17 protein-coding genes and 1 pseudogene are annotated in these 21022 nt (G+C 65.5%); 11 read left to right on the top strand and 7 right to left on the bottom strand.

Annotated elements, in window-relative coordinates; all coding sequences use genetic code 11:
- Nucleotides 1-2: 2 nt before the first annotated feature.
- The 3 genes from lspA to dut all read left to right on the top strand — a co-directional run bounded on the left by lspA (nucleotide 3) and on the right by dut (nucleotide 2284).
- Nucleotides 3-503: a signal peptidase II gene (gene lspA / locus OEJ37_RS23530; protein WP_047898830.1), complete on the top strand. Its 501-nt coding sequence runs from the start codon at nucleotides 3-5 to the stop codon at nucleotides 501-503.
- Nucleotides 504-570: 67 nt separating this feature from the next.
- Nucleotides 571-1782, top strand: a complete 1212-nt coding sequence (gene coaBC, locus OEJ37_RS23525) for a bifunctional phosphopantothenoylcysteine decarboxylase/phosphopantothenate--cysteine ligase CoaBC (protein WP_263346046.1) — start codon at nucleotides 571-573, stop codon at nucleotides 1780-1782.
- Between the two features lie 55 nt (nucleotides 1783-1837).
- A complete protein-coding gene (gene dut / locus OEJ37_RS23520) occupies nucleotides 1838-2284 on the top strand; it encodes a dUTP diphosphatase (protein WP_174419988.1) in 447 nt (148 codons plus the stop codon).
- A gap of 61 nt (nucleotides 2285-2345) precedes the next feature.
- Here the strand turns inward: dut and OEJ37_RS23515 are convergent, their stop codons facing one another.
- The 4 genes from OEJ37_RS23515 to clpS all read right to left on the bottom strand — a co-directional run bounded on the left by OEJ37_RS23515 (nucleotide 2346) and on the right by clpS (nucleotide 7342).
- Nucleotides 2346-3116, bottom strand: a complete 771-nt coding sequence (locus OEJ37_RS23515) for a hypothetical protein (protein WP_174419987.1) — start codon at nucleotides 3114-3116, stop codon at nucleotides 2346-2348.
- Nucleotides 3117-3247: 131 nt separating this feature from the next.
- The gene (locus tag OEJ37_RS23510) at nucleotides 3248-4627 is read right to left on the bottom strand and encodes an amino acid permease (RefSeq protein ID WP_174419986.1); all 1380 of its coding nucleotides are present in this window, start codon (nucleotides 4625-4627) and stop codon (nucleotides 3248-3250) included.
- A gap of 103 nt (nucleotides 4628-4730) precedes the next feature.
- The gene (gene clpA / locus OEJ37_RS23505; protein WP_011657720.1) at nucleotides 4731-7031 is read right to left on the bottom strand and encodes an ATP-dependent Clp protease ATP-binding subunit ClpA; all 2301 of its coding nucleotides are present in this window, start codon (nucleotides 7029-7031) and stop codon (nucleotides 4731-4733) included.
- On the bottom strand, nucleotides 7028-7342 hold the full coding sequence (clpS, locus tag OEJ37_RS23500; RefSeq protein ID WP_006398529.1) for an ATP-dependent Clp protease adapter ClpS: 315 nt from the start codon (nucleotides 7340-7342) through the stop codon (nucleotides 7028-7030). Before clpS ends, clpA begins: the two co-directional genes overlap by 4 nt.
- A gap of 544 nt (nucleotides 7343-7886) precedes the next feature.
- Between clpS and OEJ37_RS23495 the strand changes: the two genes are divergently transcribed.
- On the top strand, nucleotides 7887-8090 hold the full coding sequence (locus tag OEJ37_RS23495; protein WP_006478030.1) for a cold-shock protein: 204 nt from the start codon (nucleotides 7887-7889) through the stop codon (nucleotides 8088-8090).
- Between the two features lie 181 nt (nucleotides 8091-8271).
- Here OEJ37_RS23495 and OEJ37_RS23490 read toward each other — a convergent pair whose 3' ends face one another.
- Complete coding sequence (locus tag OEJ37_RS23490; RefSeq protein WP_263346039.1) at nucleotides 8272-9879, bottom strand: multicopper oxidase family protein; 1608 nt, start codon at nucleotides 9877-9879, stop codon at nucleotides 8272-8274.
- 673 nt (nucleotides 9880-10552) lie between these two features.
- Between OEJ37_RS23490 and OEJ37_RS23485 the strand changes: the two genes are divergently transcribed.
- Nucleotides 10553-10777, top strand: coding sequence for a hypothetical protein (locus OEJ37_RS23485; protein WP_034178827.1), 225 nt, complete (start codon nucleotides 10553-10555; stop codon nucleotides 10775-10777).
- Nucleotides 10778-10900: 123 nt separating this feature from the next.
- On the opposite strand, the gene OEJ37_RS23480 is transcribed toward OEJ37_RS23485, so the two are convergent.
- Complete coding sequence (locus OEJ37_RS23480) at nucleotides 10901-13129, bottom strand: NADP-dependent isocitrate dehydrogenase (protein ID WP_174419984.1); 2229 nt, start codon at nucleotides 13127-13129, stop codon at nucleotides 10901-10903.
- 282 nt (nucleotides 13130-13411) lie between these two features.
- On the bottom strand, nucleotides 13412-14668 hold the full coding sequence (icd, locus tag OEJ37_RS23475; protein ID WP_034178829.1) for an NADP-dependent isocitrate dehydrogenase: 1257 nt from the start codon (nucleotides 14666-14668) through the stop codon (nucleotides 13412-13414).
- A 275-nt stretch (nucleotides 14669-14943) separates the two neighbouring features.
- On the opposite strand from icd, the gene OEJ37_RS23470 reads away from it, so the two are divergent.
- The 6 genes and pseudogenes from OEJ37_RS23470 to OEJ37_RS23445 form a co-directional block, all read left to right on the top strand.
- The gene (locus OEJ37_RS23470; protein ID WP_174419982.1) at nucleotides 14944-15522 is read left to right on the top strand and encodes a pseudouridine synthase; all 579 of its coding nucleotides are present in this window, start codon (nucleotides 14944-14946) and stop codon (nucleotides 15520-15522) included.
- A gap of 278 nt (nucleotides 15523-15800) precedes the next feature.
- Nucleotides 15801-16019, top strand: coding sequence for a hypothetical protein (locus tag OEJ37_RS23465; protein WP_072444916.1), 219 nt, complete (start codon nucleotides 15801-15803; stop codon nucleotides 16017-16019).
- A gap of 159 nt (nucleotides 16020-16178) precedes the next feature.
- Complete coding sequence (locus OEJ37_RS23460) at nucleotides 16179-16679, top strand: DUF192 domain-containing protein (RefSeq protein ID WP_174419981.1); 501 nt, start codon at nucleotides 16179-16181, stop codon at nucleotides 16677-16679.
- Nucleotides 16680-16898: 219 nt separating this feature from the next.
- A complete protein-coding gene (fusA, locus tag OEJ37_RS23455; protein ID WP_174419980.1) occupies nucleotides 16899-19010 on the top strand; it encodes an elongation factor G in 2112 nt (703 codons plus the stop codon).
- A 219-nt stretch (nucleotides 19011-19229) separates the two neighbouring features.
- Nucleotides 19230-20207, top strand: a complete 978-nt coding sequence (locus OEJ37_RS23450) for a HoxN/HupN/NixA family nickel/cobalt transporter (RefSeq protein ID WP_263346031.1) — start codon at nucleotides 19230-19232, stop codon at nucleotides 20205-20207.
- A gap of 288 nt (nucleotides 20208-20495) precedes the next feature.
- Nucleotides 20496-21022 (top strand): annotated as a pseudogene (locus tag OEJ37_RS23445) (hypothetical protein); the annotation flags it as partial.

Below are 21022 nucleotides of genomic sequence, written 5' to 3'. Positions count from 1 at the left end.
CTATGGCGAAAACCCTGTCGAAACCGGCCAGCGGCGCGCTTGCGCCCTGGCTCGGCATTTCGCTGATCGTGATCCTGTTCGATCAACTGTCGAAGATCGCGATCCTGAAAACGTTCGCGTACGGCGCGCAGCATGCGCTGACGTCGTTCTTCAACCTCGTGCTGGTGTACAACCGCGGCGCCGCGTTCGGCTTCCTGTCGACCGCGAGCGGCTGGCAGCGCTGGGCGTTCACCGCGCTCGGCATCGGCGCGACGCTCGTGATCTGCTTCCTGCTGAAGCGCCACGGTCACCAGCGGCTGTTCAGCGTGTCGCTCGCGCTGATCCTCGGCGGCGCGCTCGGCAACGTGATCGACCGGCTCGTGTACGGCCACGTGATCGACTTCCTCGATTTCCACCTCGGCGCCTGGCACTTCCCGGCGTTCAACCTCGCCGATTCCGCGATCACGGTCGGCGCGGTGCTGCTGATCTACGACGAACTGCGTCGCGTGCGCGGCTCGCGCTAAGCGCGCATACTCGGCGTCGACGGCCGGCCTCGCGCCGGCCGTCCCGTTTGACCCTTGGAGGCCTGAGTTGGCACACGCAGAACTCGCAGGAAAACACCTCGTTCTCGGCCTGACGGGCGGCATCGCCTGCTACAAGATCGCCGAGCTCACGCGGCTGCTCACGAAGGCCGGCGCGACCGTGCAGGTCGCGATGACCGACGCCGCCACGCAATTCATCACGCCCGTCACGATGCAGGCGCTGTCGGGCCGGCCCGTTTATACGAGCCAGTGGGACGCGCGCATCGACAACAACATGGCGCACATCGACCTGTCGCGCGAAGCCGACGCGATCGTGATCGCGCCCGCGTCGACGGATTTCCTCGCGAAGCTCGCGCACGGATTCGCGGACGACCTGCTGTCGACGCTATGCGTCGCGCGCGATTGTCCGCTGCTCGTCGTTCCCGCGATGAACCGCCAGATGTGGCAAAACCCGGCCACGCAGCGCAACGTCGCGCAACTGCGCGCGGACGGCGTGTCGGTGCTCGGCCCGGATTCGGGCGCGCAGGCGTGCGGCGAAGTCGGCGACGGCCGCATGCTCGAACCCGACGCGATCTATGAAGCGATCGTCGCGCACTTCGCGCCGAAGGTGCTCGCGCACCGCCGCGTGCTGATCACCGCCGGGCCGACGTTCGAACCGCTCGACCCGGTGCGCGGCCTCACGAACCGTTCGAGCGGCAAGATGGGCTTCGCGCTCGCGCGCGCCGCGCAGCAGGCCGGCGCCGACGTGCATCTCGTCGCGGGGCCGGTCGCGCTCGACACGCCGTGGGGCGTGACCCGCCAGGACGTGCAGACCGCGCAGCAGATGTACGACGCGGTGATGCAAGCAGTCGCCGATGCCGACATCTTCATCGCGGTGGCTGCGGTCGCCGACTGGCGCGTCGACCAGCCAGCCGAGCACAAGATGAAGAAGACGGCCGACCGCAAGATGCCGGCGCTCGCATTCGTCGAGAACCCCGACATCCTCGCGTCGGTCGCGGCGCTGCCCAATCCGCCGTTCTGCGTCGGGTTCGCGGCCGAAAGCGGCGACCTCGACGTGCACGGCGACGAGAAGCGCAAACGCAAGAACGTGCCGCTGCTCGTCGGCAACCTCGGCCCGCTGACGTTCGGCCGCGACGACAACGAAGTCGTGCTGTTCGAAGCCGCCGGCCTCACGCGCCTGCCGCGCGCGCCAAAGGACGAACTCGCGCACGCGCTCGTCGCGGAAATCGCGAAGCGCCTGCCCGACAACCGCCTGATCTGATCTCCCGCGCGGCAGCCCTCGCCGCCGCGCCCTTCCCGACCGATTCGACGACCGCATGAAACTCGACCTGAAGATTCTCGACGCGCGCATGCGCGACTACCTGCCCGCCTATGCGACCAGCGGCAGCGCGGGCCTCGACCTGCGCGCGTGCCTCGACGCGCCGGTCACGCTGCAGCCGGGCGAAACGACGCTTGTGCCGACCGGCCTTGCGATCCACCTCGCCGACCCCGGCTATGCGGCGCTGATCCTGCCGCGCTCGGGCCTCGGCCACAAGCACGGGATCGTGCTCGGCAACCTCGTCGGCCTGATCGACTCCGACTATCAGGGCCAGTTGATGGTCTCGACGTGGAATCGCGGCCAGACCGAGTTCGTGCTGAACCCGTTCGAACGGCTCGCGCAGCTCGTGATCGTGCCGGTCGTGCAGGCGCAGTTCAACATCGTCGACGACTTCGCGGAAAGCGATCGCGGCGCAGGCGGCTTCGGCAGCACCGGCCGTCACTGAACGACGCAACACACAAAAAAAGGGCCGCGAGGCCCTTTTTTTCGTTCGCCGTCGATCGCCGTCATTCGCTGGCCGGCTGCGCGATTCGCGCGGGTACCGGTTCGCGTCGCCGCGCCTGCGCGATGCTCGCATGGATCACCAACGCGACCAGCACGCCGAGTAGCACGGCCGACGAACCGACCGTACCGAGCGCGAGGCCGCCCTTCGCGACCGGCTTCGTCAGCAGGTCGCCGACCGTCGCGCCGAACGGGCGCGTGAGCACGAACGCAGCCCAGAACAGCAGCACGCCGGAAATCCGCGTGAAATAGTGCGCGAGCACGATCACCGCAAGCAACCCACCGATCAGCAGCGCGCCGCCGCCGAAACCGAGGCCCGAGCTGTCCGCGAGGAAATCGCCGAGCGCGGTGCCGAGCGTGTTCGAAAACAGGATCGCGATCCAGTACAGCAACTCGACCTTGCGCGTGCGGATCAGGTCGACCGACAGCGATTCGCCGCTGAGCCGCCAGACCGCGAAGATCGCCAGCAGGATCGCGACGAGTATCGACGAGCCGGCCGCATAACCGAGGCCGAGCGTGCGGTCCATGAAGTCGGACATCGTCGTGCCGGCCGTGCTCGTCGCGACGATCACGGCCCAGTAGATCGCCGGACGATAGGCCGTCGTCTTGAGCTGCGTGCCCAGCGTCACAAGAAAGAAGCCGAACAGCAGGATCGAGCTCACCGCATAGCCGACGTTCAGCGTCATCGACAGCAGGTCGCCGCCGGTTTCGCCGAGCGTCGTCGCGCAGATCTTCATGATCCAGAACGCAAGCGTGATTTCGGGAAGTTTGTTCATTCGAACCCCTTTTGCAGGAAAGCGGCGAGCCGGCGCGTGCCGGCCCGCGTTGCAGACAGGATCGAATGTAGTCGCCGCCGGCTTAACGGAACCTTAGCGAATGTGAAGAACGGAATGGCCGGCGGGCGCGGTCAGCGTGCGTGCTGGTGCCGATAGTGCAGCGCATACGCGAGCGTCAGCAGCACGACGAACACGACACCGACCACCATCGTCATCCGGAATTCGCGCGTGAACGCGGTCGTGAACAGGATCGCCGCGACGAGCCCCGCGCCGAGCAGGCCGCCGAACGGGTGACCCCACATCCGGAACGGGAGCGCGGGGCCGCGATACTGCGAACGAAAGCACAGGTGCGTGACGAAGATCATCAGCCATGTGAACAGCGCGCCGAACATCGCGATCGCCATCATCACGGTGAACGCCGTGTCGGGCGCGAGCGCGACCAGCACGGCCGCCACCGCGACGCCGCTCGTCGAGATCCACAGCGCCGCACGCGGCACGCCGTTCGTGCCGAGCCGGCCGAACACCGCGGGCGCGAGCCGCGCGCGCGACAGGCTGAACATCATCCGCGTCGTCACGTAGAGCTGGCTGTTCATCGCCGACAGCGCCGCGATCAGCAGCACGAAGTTGATCACACCCGCCGCGTACGGCACGTGCGTCGCGGCCATCACCTTCACGAACGGGCTTTCGTCGGTGCCGGCCTGCGTCCACGGCACGATCGCGAGCATCAGGGACAGCGTCAGCAGGTAGAACAGCACCAGCCGGAACACCGTCGAGCGGAACGCGCGCGTGACCGCGTGCTGCGGATCGCGCGCCTCGCCGGCTGCGATCGCGACGGCCTCGATGCTCATGTAGCTGAAGATCGCGACGATCACCGCGACCCAGGTGCCCCACGGCCCCTTCGGCATGAAGCCGCCGTGCGCGGTGTAGTTCGCGAAGCCGATGCCCGATGCGGCCGGCGCCGACCACACGAGGGACGCGCCGAGCACGATGAACACGACGATCGCCGCAATCTTCAGCAGCGAGAACGCATATTCGACCGAGCCGTACAGCGTGACGCTCGCGAGGTTCACCGCGATCAGCAGCGCGGAAAAGCCGATCACCCAGTACCAGCCAGGCACGGCCGGAAACCAGTACTTCATGAACACGGCAATCGCGCTGATCTCGGTGCCGATCGCGAACACGACCGCGAACCAGTACGCATAACGCACCAGGAAACCCGCGAGCGGGCCGACGTAGTGTTCGGCATACGCGCCGAACGAGCCGGCCGTCGGATGCGCGACGGTCATTTCCGCGAGCGCGCCCATCAGCAGCAGCGCGATCAACGCGCCGATCGCATACGAGACCAGCACGCTTGGGCCGGCGAGCCCGATCGCGAACCCGCTGCCGAGGAACAGCCCCGTGCCGATCGCGCCGCCGATCGCGATCATCGCCATCTGCCCCGACGTCAGCGCGTGGCGCAACCCTTGTTCGCGCGCGACGATGTTGTCGAACGACCGTTGTTGTTGTGTCACTGCGTTACCACTCCCCTGCACCACCATTGCGCCGCCGGCGCCGGATAAAACGAAACGGCGCGGAGAACTTCCCGCGCCGTTCGCATGAACAACGAATTATCGCTTACTCGACTTCGACCGTCTCTTCGTTCGGCTTGTGCGGCGGATTCGCCAGCTTGTCGAACGACAACTGCACCTTGTCGTTTTCGTCGACGTCGACGGTCACGTGACCGCCGTTGACGAGCTTGCCGAACAGCAACTCGTCGGCCAGCGCGCGACGGATCGTATCCTGGATCAGCCGCTGCATCGGCCGCGCGCCCATCAGCGGGTCGAAGCCGTGCTTCGCGAGATGCTTGCGCAACGCGTCGGTGAAGAGCGCATCGACCTTCTTCTCGTGCAGCTGCTCCTCGAGCTGGATCAGGAACTTGTCGACCACGCGCATGATGATTTCCTCATCGAGCGAGCGGAAGCTGATGATCGAATCCAGGCGGTTGCGGAATTCCGGCGTGAACAGGCGCTTGATGTCGGTCATCTCGTCGCCCGTTTCGCGGCGCGTCGTGAAGCCGATCGTCGCCTTCTGCATCGACTCGGCGCCCGCGTTCGTCGTCATGATGATGATGACGTTGCGGAAATCCGCCTTGCGGCCGTTGTTGTCCGTCAGCGTGCCGTGGTCCATCACCTGCAGCAGCACGTTGAAGATGTCCGGGTGCGCCTTCTCGATTTCGTCGAGCAGCAGCACGCAATGCGGCTTCTTCGTGACGGCTTCGGTCAGCAGCCCGCCCTGGTCGAACCCGACGTAGCCCGGCGGCGCGCCGATCAGCCGGCTCACCGCATGACGCTCCATGTATTCCGACATGTCGAAGCGGATCAGCTCGATGCCGAGCGTGAACGCGAGCTGGCGCGCCACTTCGGTCTTGCCGACGCCGGTCGGGCCGGAGAACAGGAACGAACCGATCGGCTTGTCCATCTTGCCGAGGCCCGCGCGCGCCATCTTGATCGATGCCGCCAGCGCGTCGATCGCCGGATCCTGGCCGAACACGACGCTCTTCAGGTCGCGGTCGAGCGTCTGCAGCTTGCTGCGATCGTCCTGCGACACGCTCTGCGCCGGCACGCGCGCGATCTTCGAGATGATTTCCTCGATCTCGCTCTTGCCGATCGTCTTCTTCTGCTTCGACTTCGGCAGGATGCGCTGCGCGGCGCCCGCCTCGTCGATCACGTCGATCGCCTTGTCCGGCAGGTGACGGTCGGTGATGAAGCGCGCCGACAGTTCGGCCGCGGCCGACAGCGCACCCGACGAATACTTGACGCCGTGATGCTCCTCGAAGCGCGACTTCAGCCCGCGCAGGATCGCGACCGTCTGCTCGACGGTCGGCTCCGTCACGTCGACCTTCTGGAAGCGCCGCGACAGCGCCGCGTCCTTCTCGAAGATGCCGCGATACTCGGTGAACGTGGTCGCGCCGATGCACTTGAGCGTGCCCGACGACAGCGCCGGCTTCAGCAGGTTCGACGCATCGAGCGTGCCGCCCGACGCGGCGCCCGCGCCGATCAGCGTATGGATCTCGTCGATGAACAGGATCGCGTGCGGGCGCTCCTTCAGTTCCTTCAGCACCGTCTTCAGGCGCTGCTCGAAATCGCCGCGATACTTGGTGCCCGCGAGCAATGCGCCCATGTCGAGCGAGTAGACCTGCGCATTCGCGAGGATGTCGGGCACTTCGCCGCGCGTGATGCGATAGGCGAGCCCTTCCGCGATCGCGGTCTTGCCGACGCCGGCCTCGCCGACGAGCAGCGGATTGTTCTTGCGGCGGCGGCACAGCACCTGCACGACGCGCTCGACCTCGGGCTCGCGACCGATCAGCGGATCGATGCGGCCGTCCTTCGCCATCTGGTTCAGGTTCTGCGTGAACTGCGCGAGCGGCGTTTCCTTCTGCGCATTCGCGTCTTCGCTTTCCGCGTTCGCGTCGGTCGACTTGGCGGCCTCGCCGCCGTTCGTCTTCGCGATGCCGTGCGAAATGAAGTTCACGACGTCGAGGCGCGTGACGCCCTGCTGCTGCAGGTAGTACACCGCGTGCGAATCCTTCTCGCCGAAGATCGCGACCAGCACGTTCGCGCCGGTCACTTCCTTCTTGCCGTTCGACGTCGACTGGACGTGCATGATCGCGCGCTGGATCACGCGCTGGAAACCGAGCGTCGGCTGGGTATCGACGTCGTCGGTGCCCGGGACGGTAGGTGTGTTGTCGTGGATGAAATTGCGCAGGTTCTGACGCAGGTCCTCGATGTTTGCCGCGCACGCGCGCAACACCTCGGCTGCCGTCGGATTATCCAGCAGGGCCAGCAGCAGATGCTCGACCGTAATGAACTCATGGCGCGCCTGGCGTGCTTCCATGAACGCCATGTGCAGGCTGACTTCCAATTCCTGGGCAATCATGCTTCCTCCATCACGCACTGCAGCGGATGCCCGGCCTGCCGCGCATGGGTAACGACTTGCTCAACCTTGGTCGACGCGATGTCCCGCGTATAGACCCCACAAACCCCTCGCCCTTCGCGATGGACCTTCAGCATGATCTGCGTGGCCGTCTCGCGATCCTTCTTGAAATACTCCTGGACCACCATCACGACGAACTCCATCGGCGTGAAGTCGTCGTTCAGCAGCACCACCTTGTACATCGAAGGCGGCTTGAGCTTCTGCTGCTTGCGTTCCAGGACGGTACTGTCCTGCTTGTCCGGGATAATCGCCATACACCCATTCTAAACAACTCGGACAGGCCCGCAATCCTGCCATTACCCGACCGACCGGCCGGCGCCCTCCCCGGTATCCCGGAACACGCGATCGTCTTCGCGCCATGCGAAAGCCGGCTGCGGTGCCGGCTTTCACGCGTGGCGCGGAACACGAACCGTCAGGGGGAACCGCACCGGAACGTCGCATCCGCATCCAGTATCCCACAAGCCGGGACGACTCGAACGCGTGTCACTCGAGCCTGGTATATGAGCCGATTATGCGGCTTTTCAAGTCCCGGCGCTTGGCCGCATGCTGCGAAGCAAAGCCGGAAAAACCCTGAAAATGTGTTCTTTACAACGGCCCTCCATACGTCTAAAAATTCCTCTTGACACTCCAATAAAGAGCGCCAACAATCAAGCTGGCACTTTTTTCATATTGCCGGTTGGCGAAATGAATGAGGCCGAGGTGAGCTTGTGAGGGGGGAACGGCTGCATTTTCCGGTCGTTTAGCTTTTCGAGCGTGCTCGTGGTAAGTAGCAGCGACTGTGTGACAGGGGAAGTAGGTATGGCAACTGGTATCGTTAAGTGGTTCAACGACGCGAAGGGCTTCGGTTTCATCACTCCCGACGAGGGCGGTGAGGATCTGTTTGCGCACTTCTCGGCTATCACCATGAATGGCTTCAAGACGCTGAAGGAAGGCCAGAAGGTGAGCTTTGACGTCGTTCAAGGACCGAAGGGCAAGCAAGCGTCGAACATCCAGGCCGCATAAAGGCATCGGATATCGGACGAAGAAACCCGGCGCAATGCGCCGGGTTTCTTTTTTTGAGGCCGGCCAATCGATTATCGATTGGCCGGCCTTTTCGTTCAATCCCGATTATTGAACACGTATTGTCTTGTCACGCATGCAGATCGGAAACTGATCCGGCATGTGAAACACATTAGCGCCTTCGTTACACGACCTTCAGGGTGCCCATCATGCCGAGATCCTCGTGTTCGAGAATGTGGCAATGGAACATGCGCTCGCCGGGCATGTCTTGCGTGACGAGAATCGTCACGGTTTCGCCGCTGCGTACGTTCACGGTATCGCGCCATGCGCGGAACGGTTCGGCCGCGCGCGAGCCGCCCGACGCGCGCTCGATCACCTGGAATTGCGTGCCGTGCAGGTGGAACGGGTGATCCATGTCGGTGGCATTGCGGATCTCCCACCGTTCGACGTCGCCGCGACGGCTCGTCAGCGTCGCGCGGTGCGGCGCATAGGTCTCGTCGTTGATCGTGAAGCGCATGCCGGCCGGGCGGCCGTGCGCCGCGCCCTTCATCATCGCGTCCATGTCCATTTCTTCGCCGAACGCGACCGTCTTGTGCGCAACCGGCTCGCCTAGCGGCGGTACCGCGCGCAGCGTGGCGGGCAGCGCGCGCGCCTCGGCAGGCGCAAACGCGACATCGGCCAGCGCCAGCGCCGGATCGGGCGGCAGGCTACCGTGGCCGTCGTCGTGCGACATCGCCATCTTGCGCCGGTCGTATTCGGCCGCCTGCAGCACCGCGCGCGACGCACGATCGCCGGCGCGCACCAGCAACTCCGCGCGCTCGCCCGGCGCAATCAGCAGCGACGTCACGCGGCGCGGCGCGTCGAACAGCCCGCCGTCGGTGCCCGCGTGCTCGAACGCACGGCCGTCGTCGAACGCGACGCGCAGGTAGCGCGCGCTGCACGCGTTCCATACCCGCCAGCGCTCGTCGCCGGCGACGTCGATTCGTGGTCGGCGTGCGCCGTTGACCAGCACGAACTGACCTTCACGGCCGTTCATCCAGTCCATCATGTCGTTCGGTGCAATCGTGCCGTCGCGCGCAAGCTTCAGATCCGACACGAACAGGTTGCGCTCGGGCCAGCCGGCGAGCGGATCGTCAGCGGCGCGCACCACGAACGGGCCGGCCAGCCCGCGAAACACCTGCTCGGCGGTCATCATGTGCGGATGCGGGTGATACCAGTAGGTGCCGGCGCTGCCCTTCGGCAACGTGAAGCGGTACACGCGCGACGCGCCGGGCGCGACCGGATCGGACGGATTGCCGTCCTGGTCGGGCGGCACGGACAGCCCGTGCCAGTGGATCGTCGACGGCTGCGGCAGCTTGTTCACGAACCTGATCTCGACCGTGTCGCCCTCGCGCACGTCGATCAGCGGACCGACGACGGGCCCCTGCGTGCCCGCGCCGAACTGCCAGAAAGTGGTCGGCCGCGCACCGTGCAGCATCGGACGCGCAACGGGCTGCGCCACGAGCGTTGCCCGGAACGTGCCGGGCTCGCGGCTTTCGTTCGCGAGCGTGCGCAGCGCGGCGAGCGGCGCGCCGGCCGGCAGCGCGTCGGCGGCCGCGAGCGCGGCCTGCGCGGGCTTGCCGTGCGGCGCATGATCCGACATCCCTGACATGCCCGCCATGCCGGGCATGTCGTCCATCGAATCCATGCCGGCCATGCCCTCATGACCGGCATGCTGCGCCCAAGCAGTGCGCGCGAACAGCGACGCGGCCGCGACACCGATGGCGCGCGACAGGAAGGTTCTCCGTATCATCAATCGTTCCTCGTTATCCATGCTGCGTCGCGCGGCAGCCGCGACGACCGCGCCGGCCGGCTCGAATGCCGATGTGCGACGCGAAACCCGATGCCCGCGTCATCATAACCGCGAGCCCCTGTCGAAACGCGCCGCCGCCGGTCGGGCGGCGATACGCCACAGTGCGCGGCGCTGCCGAGCCGGGTTCGACACGCATCGACCGGCATCGTCGATCAGTGATGCACGCCTATTCACCGGCGACCGCCGCCGCCACTCTCATCCGCTCGGATCCCGGACTCCGGGCTACCGCTTGGCGCCGGCCGTTCGCCCCGGCATAAGCGCTCGTCGCGCCATCCCCCGCGAAATTGGGAATATTTCACGATGCGGAACAAGTCCCTGCGTTGTAAAAATTCGTGGTGCAGGGCACAAATTTCCTGTTTCGCGATGCCAAAAATCGTTCCGCAATACAAAACGACAAAAATAATGCATTGTTTTTAAATGAGAATTTTTGTTTCGAGAAGCTGTTCTACGTGCACCATCCGAGCGGGCCACGGACGTAGACTTTGTTCCATGCACTGACGCTTCGCCACGAGGTTCGATACGGAACCCCGCGCAAGCAGCCAGTCGAGCCACAGCCGGCCGAGCCGGCAGGCGGCACAACAGAATCGCTTGTGATCAGAAAGGGAGAACGGAAATGAAGGGATTTCGCTTTGGTTCAGCGCTCGGGTCGTTCTACATCCTGCCGGGTAACGGCGGCTGGGAAGCGACGTTCGGCAACGCCCTGCTCGGCGCGTTCTCGTGCCCCGAAGTGGCTGCCGACCACATCTCCCGCGGCGACTGCCCGCAACTGTCTGACATGGACACGGCGACGCTCGAAGTGCCGCACGAAATCGCCGAGTGGGAAATCGTTCACGTCTGAATGGCAAGCCTGCAACGAAAAACGCCCCGGGCGTCCGGGGCGTTTTTCTTTTGCGTAGAGCGGCGGACGGTAAAACCCGCCGCACCGACTTCCGCACTGGCCCGCGCGATCGCGCGGCCGGCGTCAGGCGACCGCGTCGACGATACCGTTCAGCGTTGCGCTCGGGCGCATCGCCTGGCTCGTCAGGTCGACGCTCGGACGGTAGTAGCCGCCGATTGCCTGCGGCTTGCCCTGCGCGGCTGCCAGTTCTTCCAGGATGCGCGCTTCGCTGTCGGACAGCGCCTTCGCCACGCCTTCGAACTGCGCCTTCAGCGCCGCGTCCTCGGTCTGCTCGGCGAGCGCCTGCGCCCAGTACAGGCACAGGTAGAAGTGGCTGCCGCGGTTGTCGAGGCCGCCGACCTTGCGCGCCGGCGACTTGTTCTCGTCCAGAAACTTGCCGGTCGCCTGGTCGAGCGTCTTCGCGAGCACGACCGCCTTCGGGTTCTGGTACGCGTGGCCGAGGTGTTCAAGCGATGCAGCCAGCGCGAGGAATTCGCCGAGCGAATCCCAGCGCAGGAAGCCTTCCTCGACGAACTGCTGCACGTGCTTCGGCGCGGAGCCGCCCGCACCCGTTTCGAACATCCCGCCGCCGGCCATCAGCGGCACGATCGACAGCATCTTCGCGCTGGTGCCGAGCTCCATGATCGGGAACAGGTCGGTCAGGTAGTCGCGCAGCACGTTGCCGGTGACCGAGATCGTGTCCTTGCCCGCGCGGATGCGCTCGAGCGAGAAGCGGGTCGCGTCTTCCGGCGTCATGATGCGGATGTCGAGGCCGTTCGTGTCGTGATCCTTCAGGTAGCGTTCGACCTTCGCGATGACCTGCGCATCGTGCGCGCGCGCCGGATCGAGCCAGAACACGGCCGGTGCGCCGGTCGCGCGGGCGCGGTTCACCGCCAGCTTGACCCAGTCCTGCACCGGCGCGTCCTTCGTCTGGCACATGCGCCAGATGTCGCCCGACTCGACCGCGTGCTCGAGCAGCACGTTGCCGGCTTCATCGGTGACGCGCACGACGCCGTCCGCCGGGATCTGGAACGTCTTGTCGTGCGAACCGTATTCTTCGGCCGCCTGCGCCATCAGGCCGACGTTCGGCACGCTGCCCATCGTGACCGGATCGAATGCCCCGTGCTGCTTGCAGTCCTCGATCACGGCCTGGTAGACGCCCGCGTAGCAGCGGTCCGGAATCACGGCCTTCGCGTCGTACAGCTCGCCGTCCGGGCCCCACATGCAGCCCGACTCGCGGATCATCGCCGGCATCGACGCGTCGACGATCACGTCGCTCGGCACGTGCAGGTTCGTGATGCCCTTGTCCGAGTTGACCATCGCGAGGCGCGGGCGCACCGCGTATTCAGCCTTGATGTCGGCTTCGATCGCTTCGCGCGTGTCGGCCGGCAGGTCCTTCAGGCGCGCGTACAGATCGCCGATCCCGTTGTTCGGGTTGAAACCGACCTGCGCGAGCACGTCCGCGTGCTTCGCGAGCGCGTCGCGGTAGAACACCGACACGAAATGGCCGAACAGGATCGGATCGGAGACCTTCATCATGGTCGCCTTCAGGTGCACCGAGAACAGCACGCCCTGCGCCTTCGCATCGGCGATCTGCGCTTCGATGAAGCTGCGCAGCGCGTTGCGGCTCATCACCGATGCGTCGATGACTTCACCGGCCTTCACGGCCGTCTTTTCCTTCAACACCTTCTTCGCGCCGTCGGTCGTCGTGAGTTCGATCTTCACGCTGCCCGCATCGGCGATCAGCGCCGACTTCTCGCTGCCGTAGAAGTCGCCTTCGCTCATGTGCGCGACGTGCGCCTTCGACGTGGCCTGCCACGCACCCATCTTGTGCGGATGCTTGCGCGCGTAGTTCTTGACCGACAGCGGCGCGCGGCGGTCGGAGTTGCCTTCGCGCAGCACCGGGTTCACCGCGCTGCCCTTGATCTTGTCGTAGCGGGCCTTGACGGCCTTCTCTTCATCCGTCGACGGGTCTTCCGGGTAGGCCGGCAGCGCGTAGCCCTGCGCCTGCAGTTCGGCGATCGCGGCCTTGAGCTGCGGCACCGACGCGCTGATGTTCGGCAGCTTGATGATGTTCGCTTCCGGCTTCAGCGTGAGCTGGCCCAGCTCGGCCAGATCGTCGGAACCCTTCTGCTCCTGCGGCAGGACGTCCGCGAATGCCGCGATGATGCGGCCGGCGAGCGAGATGTCGCGCGTTTCGACGGCGACGCCGGACGAGCGCGTGAAGGCCTTGACGATCGGCAGCAGCGAATAGGTCGCGAGCGCGGGCGCTTCGTCGGTGAGGGTATAGATGATCTTGGGCGAAGTGGACATGGTGGTCAAAGCATTGCTACGTGATTGTGGGACTGAGGAGCGCCGGCGGTAACCGGCGGGGAGCGACCGGGTCGGTCGCGAAAGGGGCACGCCGGCTCAGCCGGGCGGTGGTATTGCGAGGGCCGTCATGTTCTACCTTGCAGGGCATCCGGGCCGCATCGCGGCGCCGCGGCCCGCATGCCGGACCGCCCTGCCAACAAACCTGCCATCCACGAAACGCCCCGGCGCCGGCAGTAGGCGCCGGGGCGGCCGGAAACGCTCCGGCCCACCCCGCAAGGGGACTTACATGTTCTCGATCAGCACTTCGCCGAAGCCCGAGCACGACACCTGCGTCGCGCCTTCCATCAGGCGCGCGAAGTCGTACGTGACGCGCTTCTGCAGGATCGACTTCTCCATCGACGCGATGATCGTGTCGGCCGCTTCCGTCCAGCCGAGATGGCGCAGCATCATTTCCGCCGACAGGATCTCGGAACCGGGGTTCACGTAATCCTTGCCCGCGTACTTCGGCGCGGTGCCGTGCGTCGCCTCGAACATCGCGACCGAATCCGACAGGTTCGCGCCCGGCGCGATCCCGATGCCGCCGACCTGCGCGGCCAGCGCATCGGAGATGTAGTCGCCGTTCAGGTTCAGCGTCGCGATCACGTCGTATTCGGCCGGGCGCAGCAGGATCTGCTGCAGGAACGCGTCGGCGATCGAATCCTTGATCACGATCTCGTTGCCCGTCTTCGGGTTCTTCACGCGCATCCACGGCCCGCCGTCGATCAGCTCGCCGCCGAACTCCTTCTGCGCCAGCGCGTAACCGGCGTCACGGAACAGGCCTTCCGTGAACTTCATGATGTTGCCCTTGTGCACCAGCGTGACCGACTTGCGATCGTTGTCGATCGCGTACTGGATCGCCTTGCGCACGAGGCGCTCGGTGCCTTCGGTCGACACGGGCTTGACGCCGATCCCCGAGGTTTCCGGGAAGCGGATCTTCTTCACGCCCATCTCGTCCTGCAGGAACTTGATCACCTTCTTCGCCTGCTCGGAGCCCGCGGCCCATTCGATGCCCGCGTAGATGTCTTCCGAGTTCTCGCGGAAGATCACCATGTCGATCTTTTGCGGTTCGCGCACCGGCGACGGCACGCCCTTGAAGTACTGGACCGGGCGCAGGCACACGTACAGGTCGAGTTCCTGGCGCAGCGCGACGTTCAGCGAACGGATGCCGCCGCCGACCGGAGTCGTGAGCGGCCCCTTGATCGACACCACGTATTCCTTCAGCACCTGCAGCGTTTCGTCCGGGAGCCACACGTCCGGACCGTACACCTTCGTCGCCTTCTCGCCCGCGAAAATCTCCATCCAGTGAATCTTGCGCTTGCCCTTGTAGGCATGCGCGACCGCCGCATCGACGACCTTGATCATGACCGGCGTGATATCGAAGCCCGTACCGTCGCCTTCGATATAGGGAATGATCGGCTGATCGGAAACGTTGAGCGAGAAGTCCTTGTTGACGGTGATCTTGTCACCGCCTTCCGGAACCTTGATGTGCTGATACGGCATGATCGACTCCAGTGACGTGGCTGAGCAGGTGATGCTGGTCGAAGCTGCGCGCGCGTCGGGGGCGCGGCATGGCCACCCCGTGACGGCAACAGCGAGCCGCTATTCTAGCGCCCCAACCGGGCACTTCGGCATGAAGCGCGGCACTGCGTACAAGACCTCACTTATGTCTTATATAAGACAGAGGACTTGCCGTTCCGTATTATGCATTAAGATTCCGCCATTTGCCATAGACCGCCTGCCCCGCTTCCCGCGGCGCGCCGGGCGGGCGCCCCGCCATGAACCTGATCGCCCTCAACAAGCCGTTCGGCACGATTTGCCAGTTTTCCGCGCACGAGACGCGGCCGTCGCTCGGCGACTGGGTAAAAACGCCCGGCGTCTATGCGGCCGGCCGGCTCGACGCCGACAGCGAGGGTCTGCTGCTGCTCACCGACGACGGCACGCTGCAGGCGCGCATCGCGGAGCCGCGCCACAAGCTGGTCAAGCGCTACTGGGCGCAGGTCGAGGGCGCGCCCGGCCCGGCCGACCTGAAGGCGCTCGCGCGCGGCGTCGATCTCGGCGACTACGTGACGCGCCCGTGCCGCGCCGAGTTCATCGAGCCGCCCGACGCGCTGTGGCCGCGCAACCCGCCGATCCGCTACCGTGCCGCGATCCCGACCACATGGATCGAGCTCGCGATCACCGAAGGCAAGAATCGGCAGGTGCGCCGGATGACGGCGGCCGTCGGCTTCCCGACGTTGCGTCTGGTGCGCGTCGGCATCGGTGCGCTGGACATATTCGCGCTCGGCATTGCACCGGGAGAAACAATCGCACTGCCGCCGCGCGCGCCGTGGGACGGTTTCGCGCCCGCCGGATGACGAATCCGCGGCGCGCGATTTTTTCGTCATCTTTTTCGTCAACCGCCTGCGAAGATCGCGCGTTAAACCACGCAGATGCCACCCTGAGCTATCCGGCATTGGCAGCCGAACGTGTTTGCGTCACGAAAGCGACGTTTTATTCGAATACGATTCGGCGCCCGCAGCGCAATGAGAAATTTCTCGAAGCGTCTGTCAACCGAAAGGTGGATGGCACCGTTAGACGTCATGACTCCTATGCCGGGTCATTTGGTTAATTAACTAAAGCTGAGGAACACAACATGAACAAACTGATCGCCGCTCTGGTCGCTGGTCTCTTCGCAACGGCTGCTTTCGCACAAGCTTCGGCTCCGGCCGCTCCGGCTGCTGCTGCTCCGGCAGAAGCTGCTTCGGCACCGGCTAAGAAGGCAACGCACAAGAAGCACCACGCAGCTAAGAAGCACCACGCTGCGAAGAAGGCTGCAAGCGAAGCCGAAGCCCCGGCAGCTGCTTCGAACTAAGCAAGCTGGTTGTAATAACGCAGTCAAGAACACGCAGTCTTGCCGTTCTTACGGCGTTGAAAGGCAGATCACCGCAAGGCGATCTGCCTTTTTCTTTTTGTGCCCGCCGGCGCGCATCGCGTACCATGCGGGTCTCGTTTTCCAGATAGGAGCCTCGCTGTGCAATTCTCCCTGCGCTCGTCGCTCGGCCGCCTTGCGCGCGCCGCCGTGTTTCCCGCCGCGCTCGCCGTCCTCGCGCTCGGCATGCAGGCCGCCAGCGCGCAGATGCCGCCCGGCGCCAAGCAGCCGAGCGAGTTCCCGCGCCTGAAGCTGCGCGCCGGCATGTACGTGATCGACGCGGCCGTCGCCGCGAACGACGCCGACCGCGAACAGGGGCTGATGTACCGTTCGCAGCTCGCGCCGAACGAAGGCATGCTGTTCGTGTTCAACGAGAATGCCGTGCACTGCTTCTGGATGAAGAACACGCTGATCCCGCTGTCGATCGCGTTCATCCGCGCGGACGGCACGATCACCGACATCGACGAGATGAAGGCAGAGACGACCGACAACCACTGCCCGCGCAACAACGGCGTCTATGCGCTCGAAATGAGCAAGGGCTGGTTCGCCGCGAAGGGCATCAAGCCCGGCATGAAGCTCGAAGGCCTGCCGAAGGCGCAGTAACAGCGGTCCGCGGCCTCGCGCCGCGCCCCGACCGAAGCCGGCTGCCCGTTGCGCGCCGGCTTTTTTTTCGCCTGCGGTCGGCGCTGCCCGGCTTGATTCCGCCGGCGCTGGCCGCATCTGCAAAAGCCACGCGCAAGCGCTATGCTTTAAGTCTCGCTTGTTCCAAACCCGGGCCGGTCCAGCCTGCCCGCTTACGATCCGAACCACCAGGAGGTTCACGTGCCCCGCAAAACCCCCATCGAGCGCTATCGCAATATCGGGATCAGCGCTCACATCGATGCCGGCAAGACCACGACGACCGAGCGCATCCTGTTTTATACCGGCGTGAGCCACAAGATCGGCGAAGTGCACGACGGCGCGGCCACGATGGACTGGATGGAGCAGGAGCAGGAACGCGGCATCACGATCACGTCGGCGGCGACCACTGCCTTCTGGAAAGGCATGGCCGGCAACTACCCGGAACACCGGATCAACATCATCGACACGCCCGGGCACGTCGACTTCACGATTGAAGTCGAGCGCTCGATGCGCGTGCTCGACGGCGCGTGCATGGTCTACGACTCGGTCGGCGGCGTGCAGCCGCAGTCTGAAACCGTGTGGCGCCAGGCGAACAAGTACAAGGTGCCGCGCATCGCGTTCGTCAACAAGATGGACCGCGTCGGCGCCGACTTCTTCCGCGTGCAGCGGCAGATCGGCGAGCGCCTGAAGGGCGTCGCCGTGCCGATCCAGATTCCGATCGGCGCGGAAGATCATTTCCAGGGCGTCGTCGATCTCGTGAAGATGAAGGCGATCGTCTGGGACGACGAAAGCCAGGGCGTGAAGTTCGCGTACGAGGAGATCCCCGCGAACCTCGTCGAGCTCGCGCATGAATGGCGCGAGAAGATGGTCGAGGCCGCGGCGGAAGCCAGCGAGGAACTGCTCGAGAAGTACCTGCACGACCACGAATCGCTGACCGAGGACGAGATCAAGGCCGCGCTGCGCAAGCGCACGGTCGCCAACGAGATCGTGCCGATGCTGTGCGGCAGCGCGTTCAAGAACAAGGGCGTGCAGGCGATGCTCGACGCGGTGATCGACTACCTGCCGTCGCCGGTCGACGTACCCGCGATCCTCGGCCACGACTTCCACGATCCGGAAAAGCCGGCGGAACGTCATCCGAGCGACGACGAGCCGTTCTCGTCGCTCGCGTTCAAGATCATGACCGACCCGTTCGTCGGCCAGCTGATCTTCTTCCGCGTGTATTCGGGCGTCGTCGAATCCGGCGACACGGTGCTGAACGCGACGAAGGACAAGAAGGAACGGCTCGGCCGGATCCTGCAGATGCACGCGAACGAACGCAAGGAGATCAAGGAAGTGCGCGCGGGCGACATCGCGGCGGCCGTCGGCCTGAAGGAAGCGACGACGGGCGACACGCTGTGCGATCCGACCAAGCCGATCATCCTCGAGAAGATGGAATTCCCGGAGCCGGTGATCTCGCAGGCCGTCGAACCGAAGACGAAGGCCGACCAGGAAAAGATGGGCCTCGCGCTGAACCGCCTGGCGCAGGAAGACCCGTCGTTCCGCGTGCAGACCGACGAAGAGTCCGGCCAGACGATCATTTCGGGGATGGGCGAGCTCCACCTCGAAATCCTGGTCGACCGGATGAAGCGCGAGTTCGGCGTCGAAGCGACGGTCGGCAAGCCGCAGGTCGCGTATCGCGAGACGGTGCGCACGACGGCGTCCGACGTCGAGGGCAAGTTCGTCAAGCAGTCGGGCGGCCGCGGCCAGTACGGCCATGCGGTGATCACGCTCGAGCCGAACCCGGGCAAGGGCTACGAGTTCCTCGACGAGATCAAGGGCGGCGTGATTCCGCGCGAATTCATCCCGGCCGTCGACAAGGGCATCACCGAAACGCTGAAGAGCGGCGTGCTCGCGGGCTACCCGGTCGTCGACGTGAAGGTGCACCTGACGTTCGGCTCGTACCACGACGTCGACTCGAACGAAAACGCGTTCCGGATGGCCGGCTCGATGGCGTTCAAGGAAGCGATGCGCCGCGCGAAGCCCGTGCTGCTCGAGCCGATGATGGCCGTCGAGGTCGAGACGCCCGAGGACTTCATGGGCAACGTGATGGGCGACCTGTCGAGCCGGCGCGGCATCGTGCAGGGGATGGAGGACATCGCGGGCGGCGGCGGCAAGCTCGTGCGCGCCGAAGTGCCGCTGGCCGAGATGTTCGGCTATTCGACGTCGCTGCGTTCGGCCACGCAGGGCCGCGCGACGTACTCGATGGAGTTCAAGCACTACGCGGAAACGCCGGCCAACGTGTCGGAAGGCGTGATCAACGCGAAAACGAAGTAAGCGCCGGGCGCTTGCGCCCTGCCGCATCATGCAAAGCCCGTCCGGTTCCGCCGGACGGGTTTTTTTTGTCCGATGCGCACCGCCCGCGGCTTTTTTGATCGGCCCGTCACGCGTTTTTTCGCATGCCACAATGCAATGCGATTCGTCTGATGGAACCGTCCCGATGCCGCCGCCCACTCCTGCCCTGCGCCGTCTGCTGATGCTCTACGCCGTCTGCTGATGCTCTACGCCGGCCTGATCGCCGCGAACGTCGCCGTCTGGCTGTGGGCGCTCGCGGTGCTGCGCGACCATCCGCTGCTGCTCGGCACCGCGGCGATCGCGTACGGGCTCGGGCTGCGTCATGCGGTCGACGCCGATCACATCGCGGCGATCGACGTCGCGACGCGCAAGCTGATGCAGGACGGCCAGCGTCCGGTGAGCGTCGGGCTGTTCTTCTCGCTCGGCCATTCGACGATCGTAATCGCCGCGACGCTCGGCATCGCGCTGACCGCGTTCGCGCTGCGCGACCGGTTCGATGCGTTTCGCGAGATCGGCGGCACGATCGGCACGGCGGTGTCGGCGACCTTCCTGCTCGTGCTCGCGTGCGTGAACCTGATGATCCTGCGCGACGTGTGGCGGCGTTATCGCGGAGCGCCGGAGCACGCGCACGGCGCCCCGCACGTGCACCGCCCGGCCGGACTCGTGTCGCGGCTGCTGCGCCCGCTGTTCCGGTTCGTGTCGAAAAGCTGGCACATGTATCCGGTCGGCGTGTTGTTCGGGCTCGGTTTCGATACTGCAACCGAAATCGGCCTGCTCGCGATCGCAGCCGCGCAGGCGAGCCAGAGCCTGCCGGTCTATACGGTCATGCTGTTTCCCGCACTGTTCACCGCCGGCATGACGCTGATCGACTCGACCGACAACGTGCTGATGATTCATGCGTATGGCTGGGCGATGGACGATCCGCAGCGCAAGCTGCTCTACAACGCGAGCATCACGTTCGTCTCGGCGGCCGTCGCGCTTGCGATCGGCGGGATCGAGGCGGCCGGCCTGCTGGCCGACAAGCTGTCGCTGACAGGCCCCGTGCGCGACGCGCTCGATGCGCTCGGCGAACGCTTCGGCTCGATCGGCTACGGCATCGTCGCGCTGTTCCTCGTCTGCTGGATCGCATCGATCCTGTTCCACCGCTGGCAGCGCGCGGCCGACGCGCCGGCGCGCTGAGCATCGTTCAGACGTTTCATTTCGGAAACAAAACCCCCTCGACGACGTTTCATGCGCCGTCGCACGCATGCGTGCGCCTTGCGCCACGGGCATAAGCGGCCGATGGCACGAATCTCGCAGATAGGGCTTCGCACGGCGGGCCCGCGTGCCGATCCGCGTTCGCGGCTGGCTTCAAGCGCCAGCCCGAAGGCAATCGGCGACCGAAAGGATAACGAATCTTTGCTGGCCCCCTGCACCACACGTAGATAGCCGCGCGGCTACGACACTTCGCGCGCACGGGAGGCCATGATGCTTAAGACAAAACAGCCGTTCCGCGCGGCGGGACGGTGCTATCGCGCGACCTTGATGGCCGCAGCTGCGTTTGCGTGCTGCTGCTCGTATGCAGTCGCGCAGAATGCGGCGCCCGACTCCGCGCCCGTCGCGAACGCCGACGCGGACACCGTCATGATGCTGGTCGAGGACGCTTCGTCGTGCGCGGCCAATCCGGCTGCGTGCGCGTCGCTCGTCTATGCGGGCGGTGGCATCGGTGGTCACGGTGCCGGCGCGAGCGGCAGTGGCGGAAACCCCGGCGGCGGCAGCGGCAGCGGTGGAAATAACGGAAACGGTGCCGTCGGACCTGCTGGTGTTGGTGGAGCGACAGGCGCAACGTCAGGCGGCACGGGCCGCGGAGGCAATGCGTCCGGCACCGGCGGTTCGGGTGGCGGCGGTTCGGGTAGCGGCGGTTCGGGTGGCGGCACTTCGGGCGGCGGCACTTCGGGTGGCGGTGCTTCGGGTGGCGGTGCTTCGGGTGGCGGTGCTTCGGGTGGCGGTACTTC

It is taken from the genome of Burkholderia sp. BKH01, from assembly GCF_025685725.1.
Taxonomy (GTDB): Bacteria; Pseudomonadota; Gammaproteobacteria; order Burkholderiales; family Burkholderiaceae; genus Burkholderia; species Burkholderia pyrrocinia_C.
The sequence above is the reverse complement of the archived record's forward strand: the minus strand, read 5'-3'. Positions and strand labels throughout refer to the sequence as shown.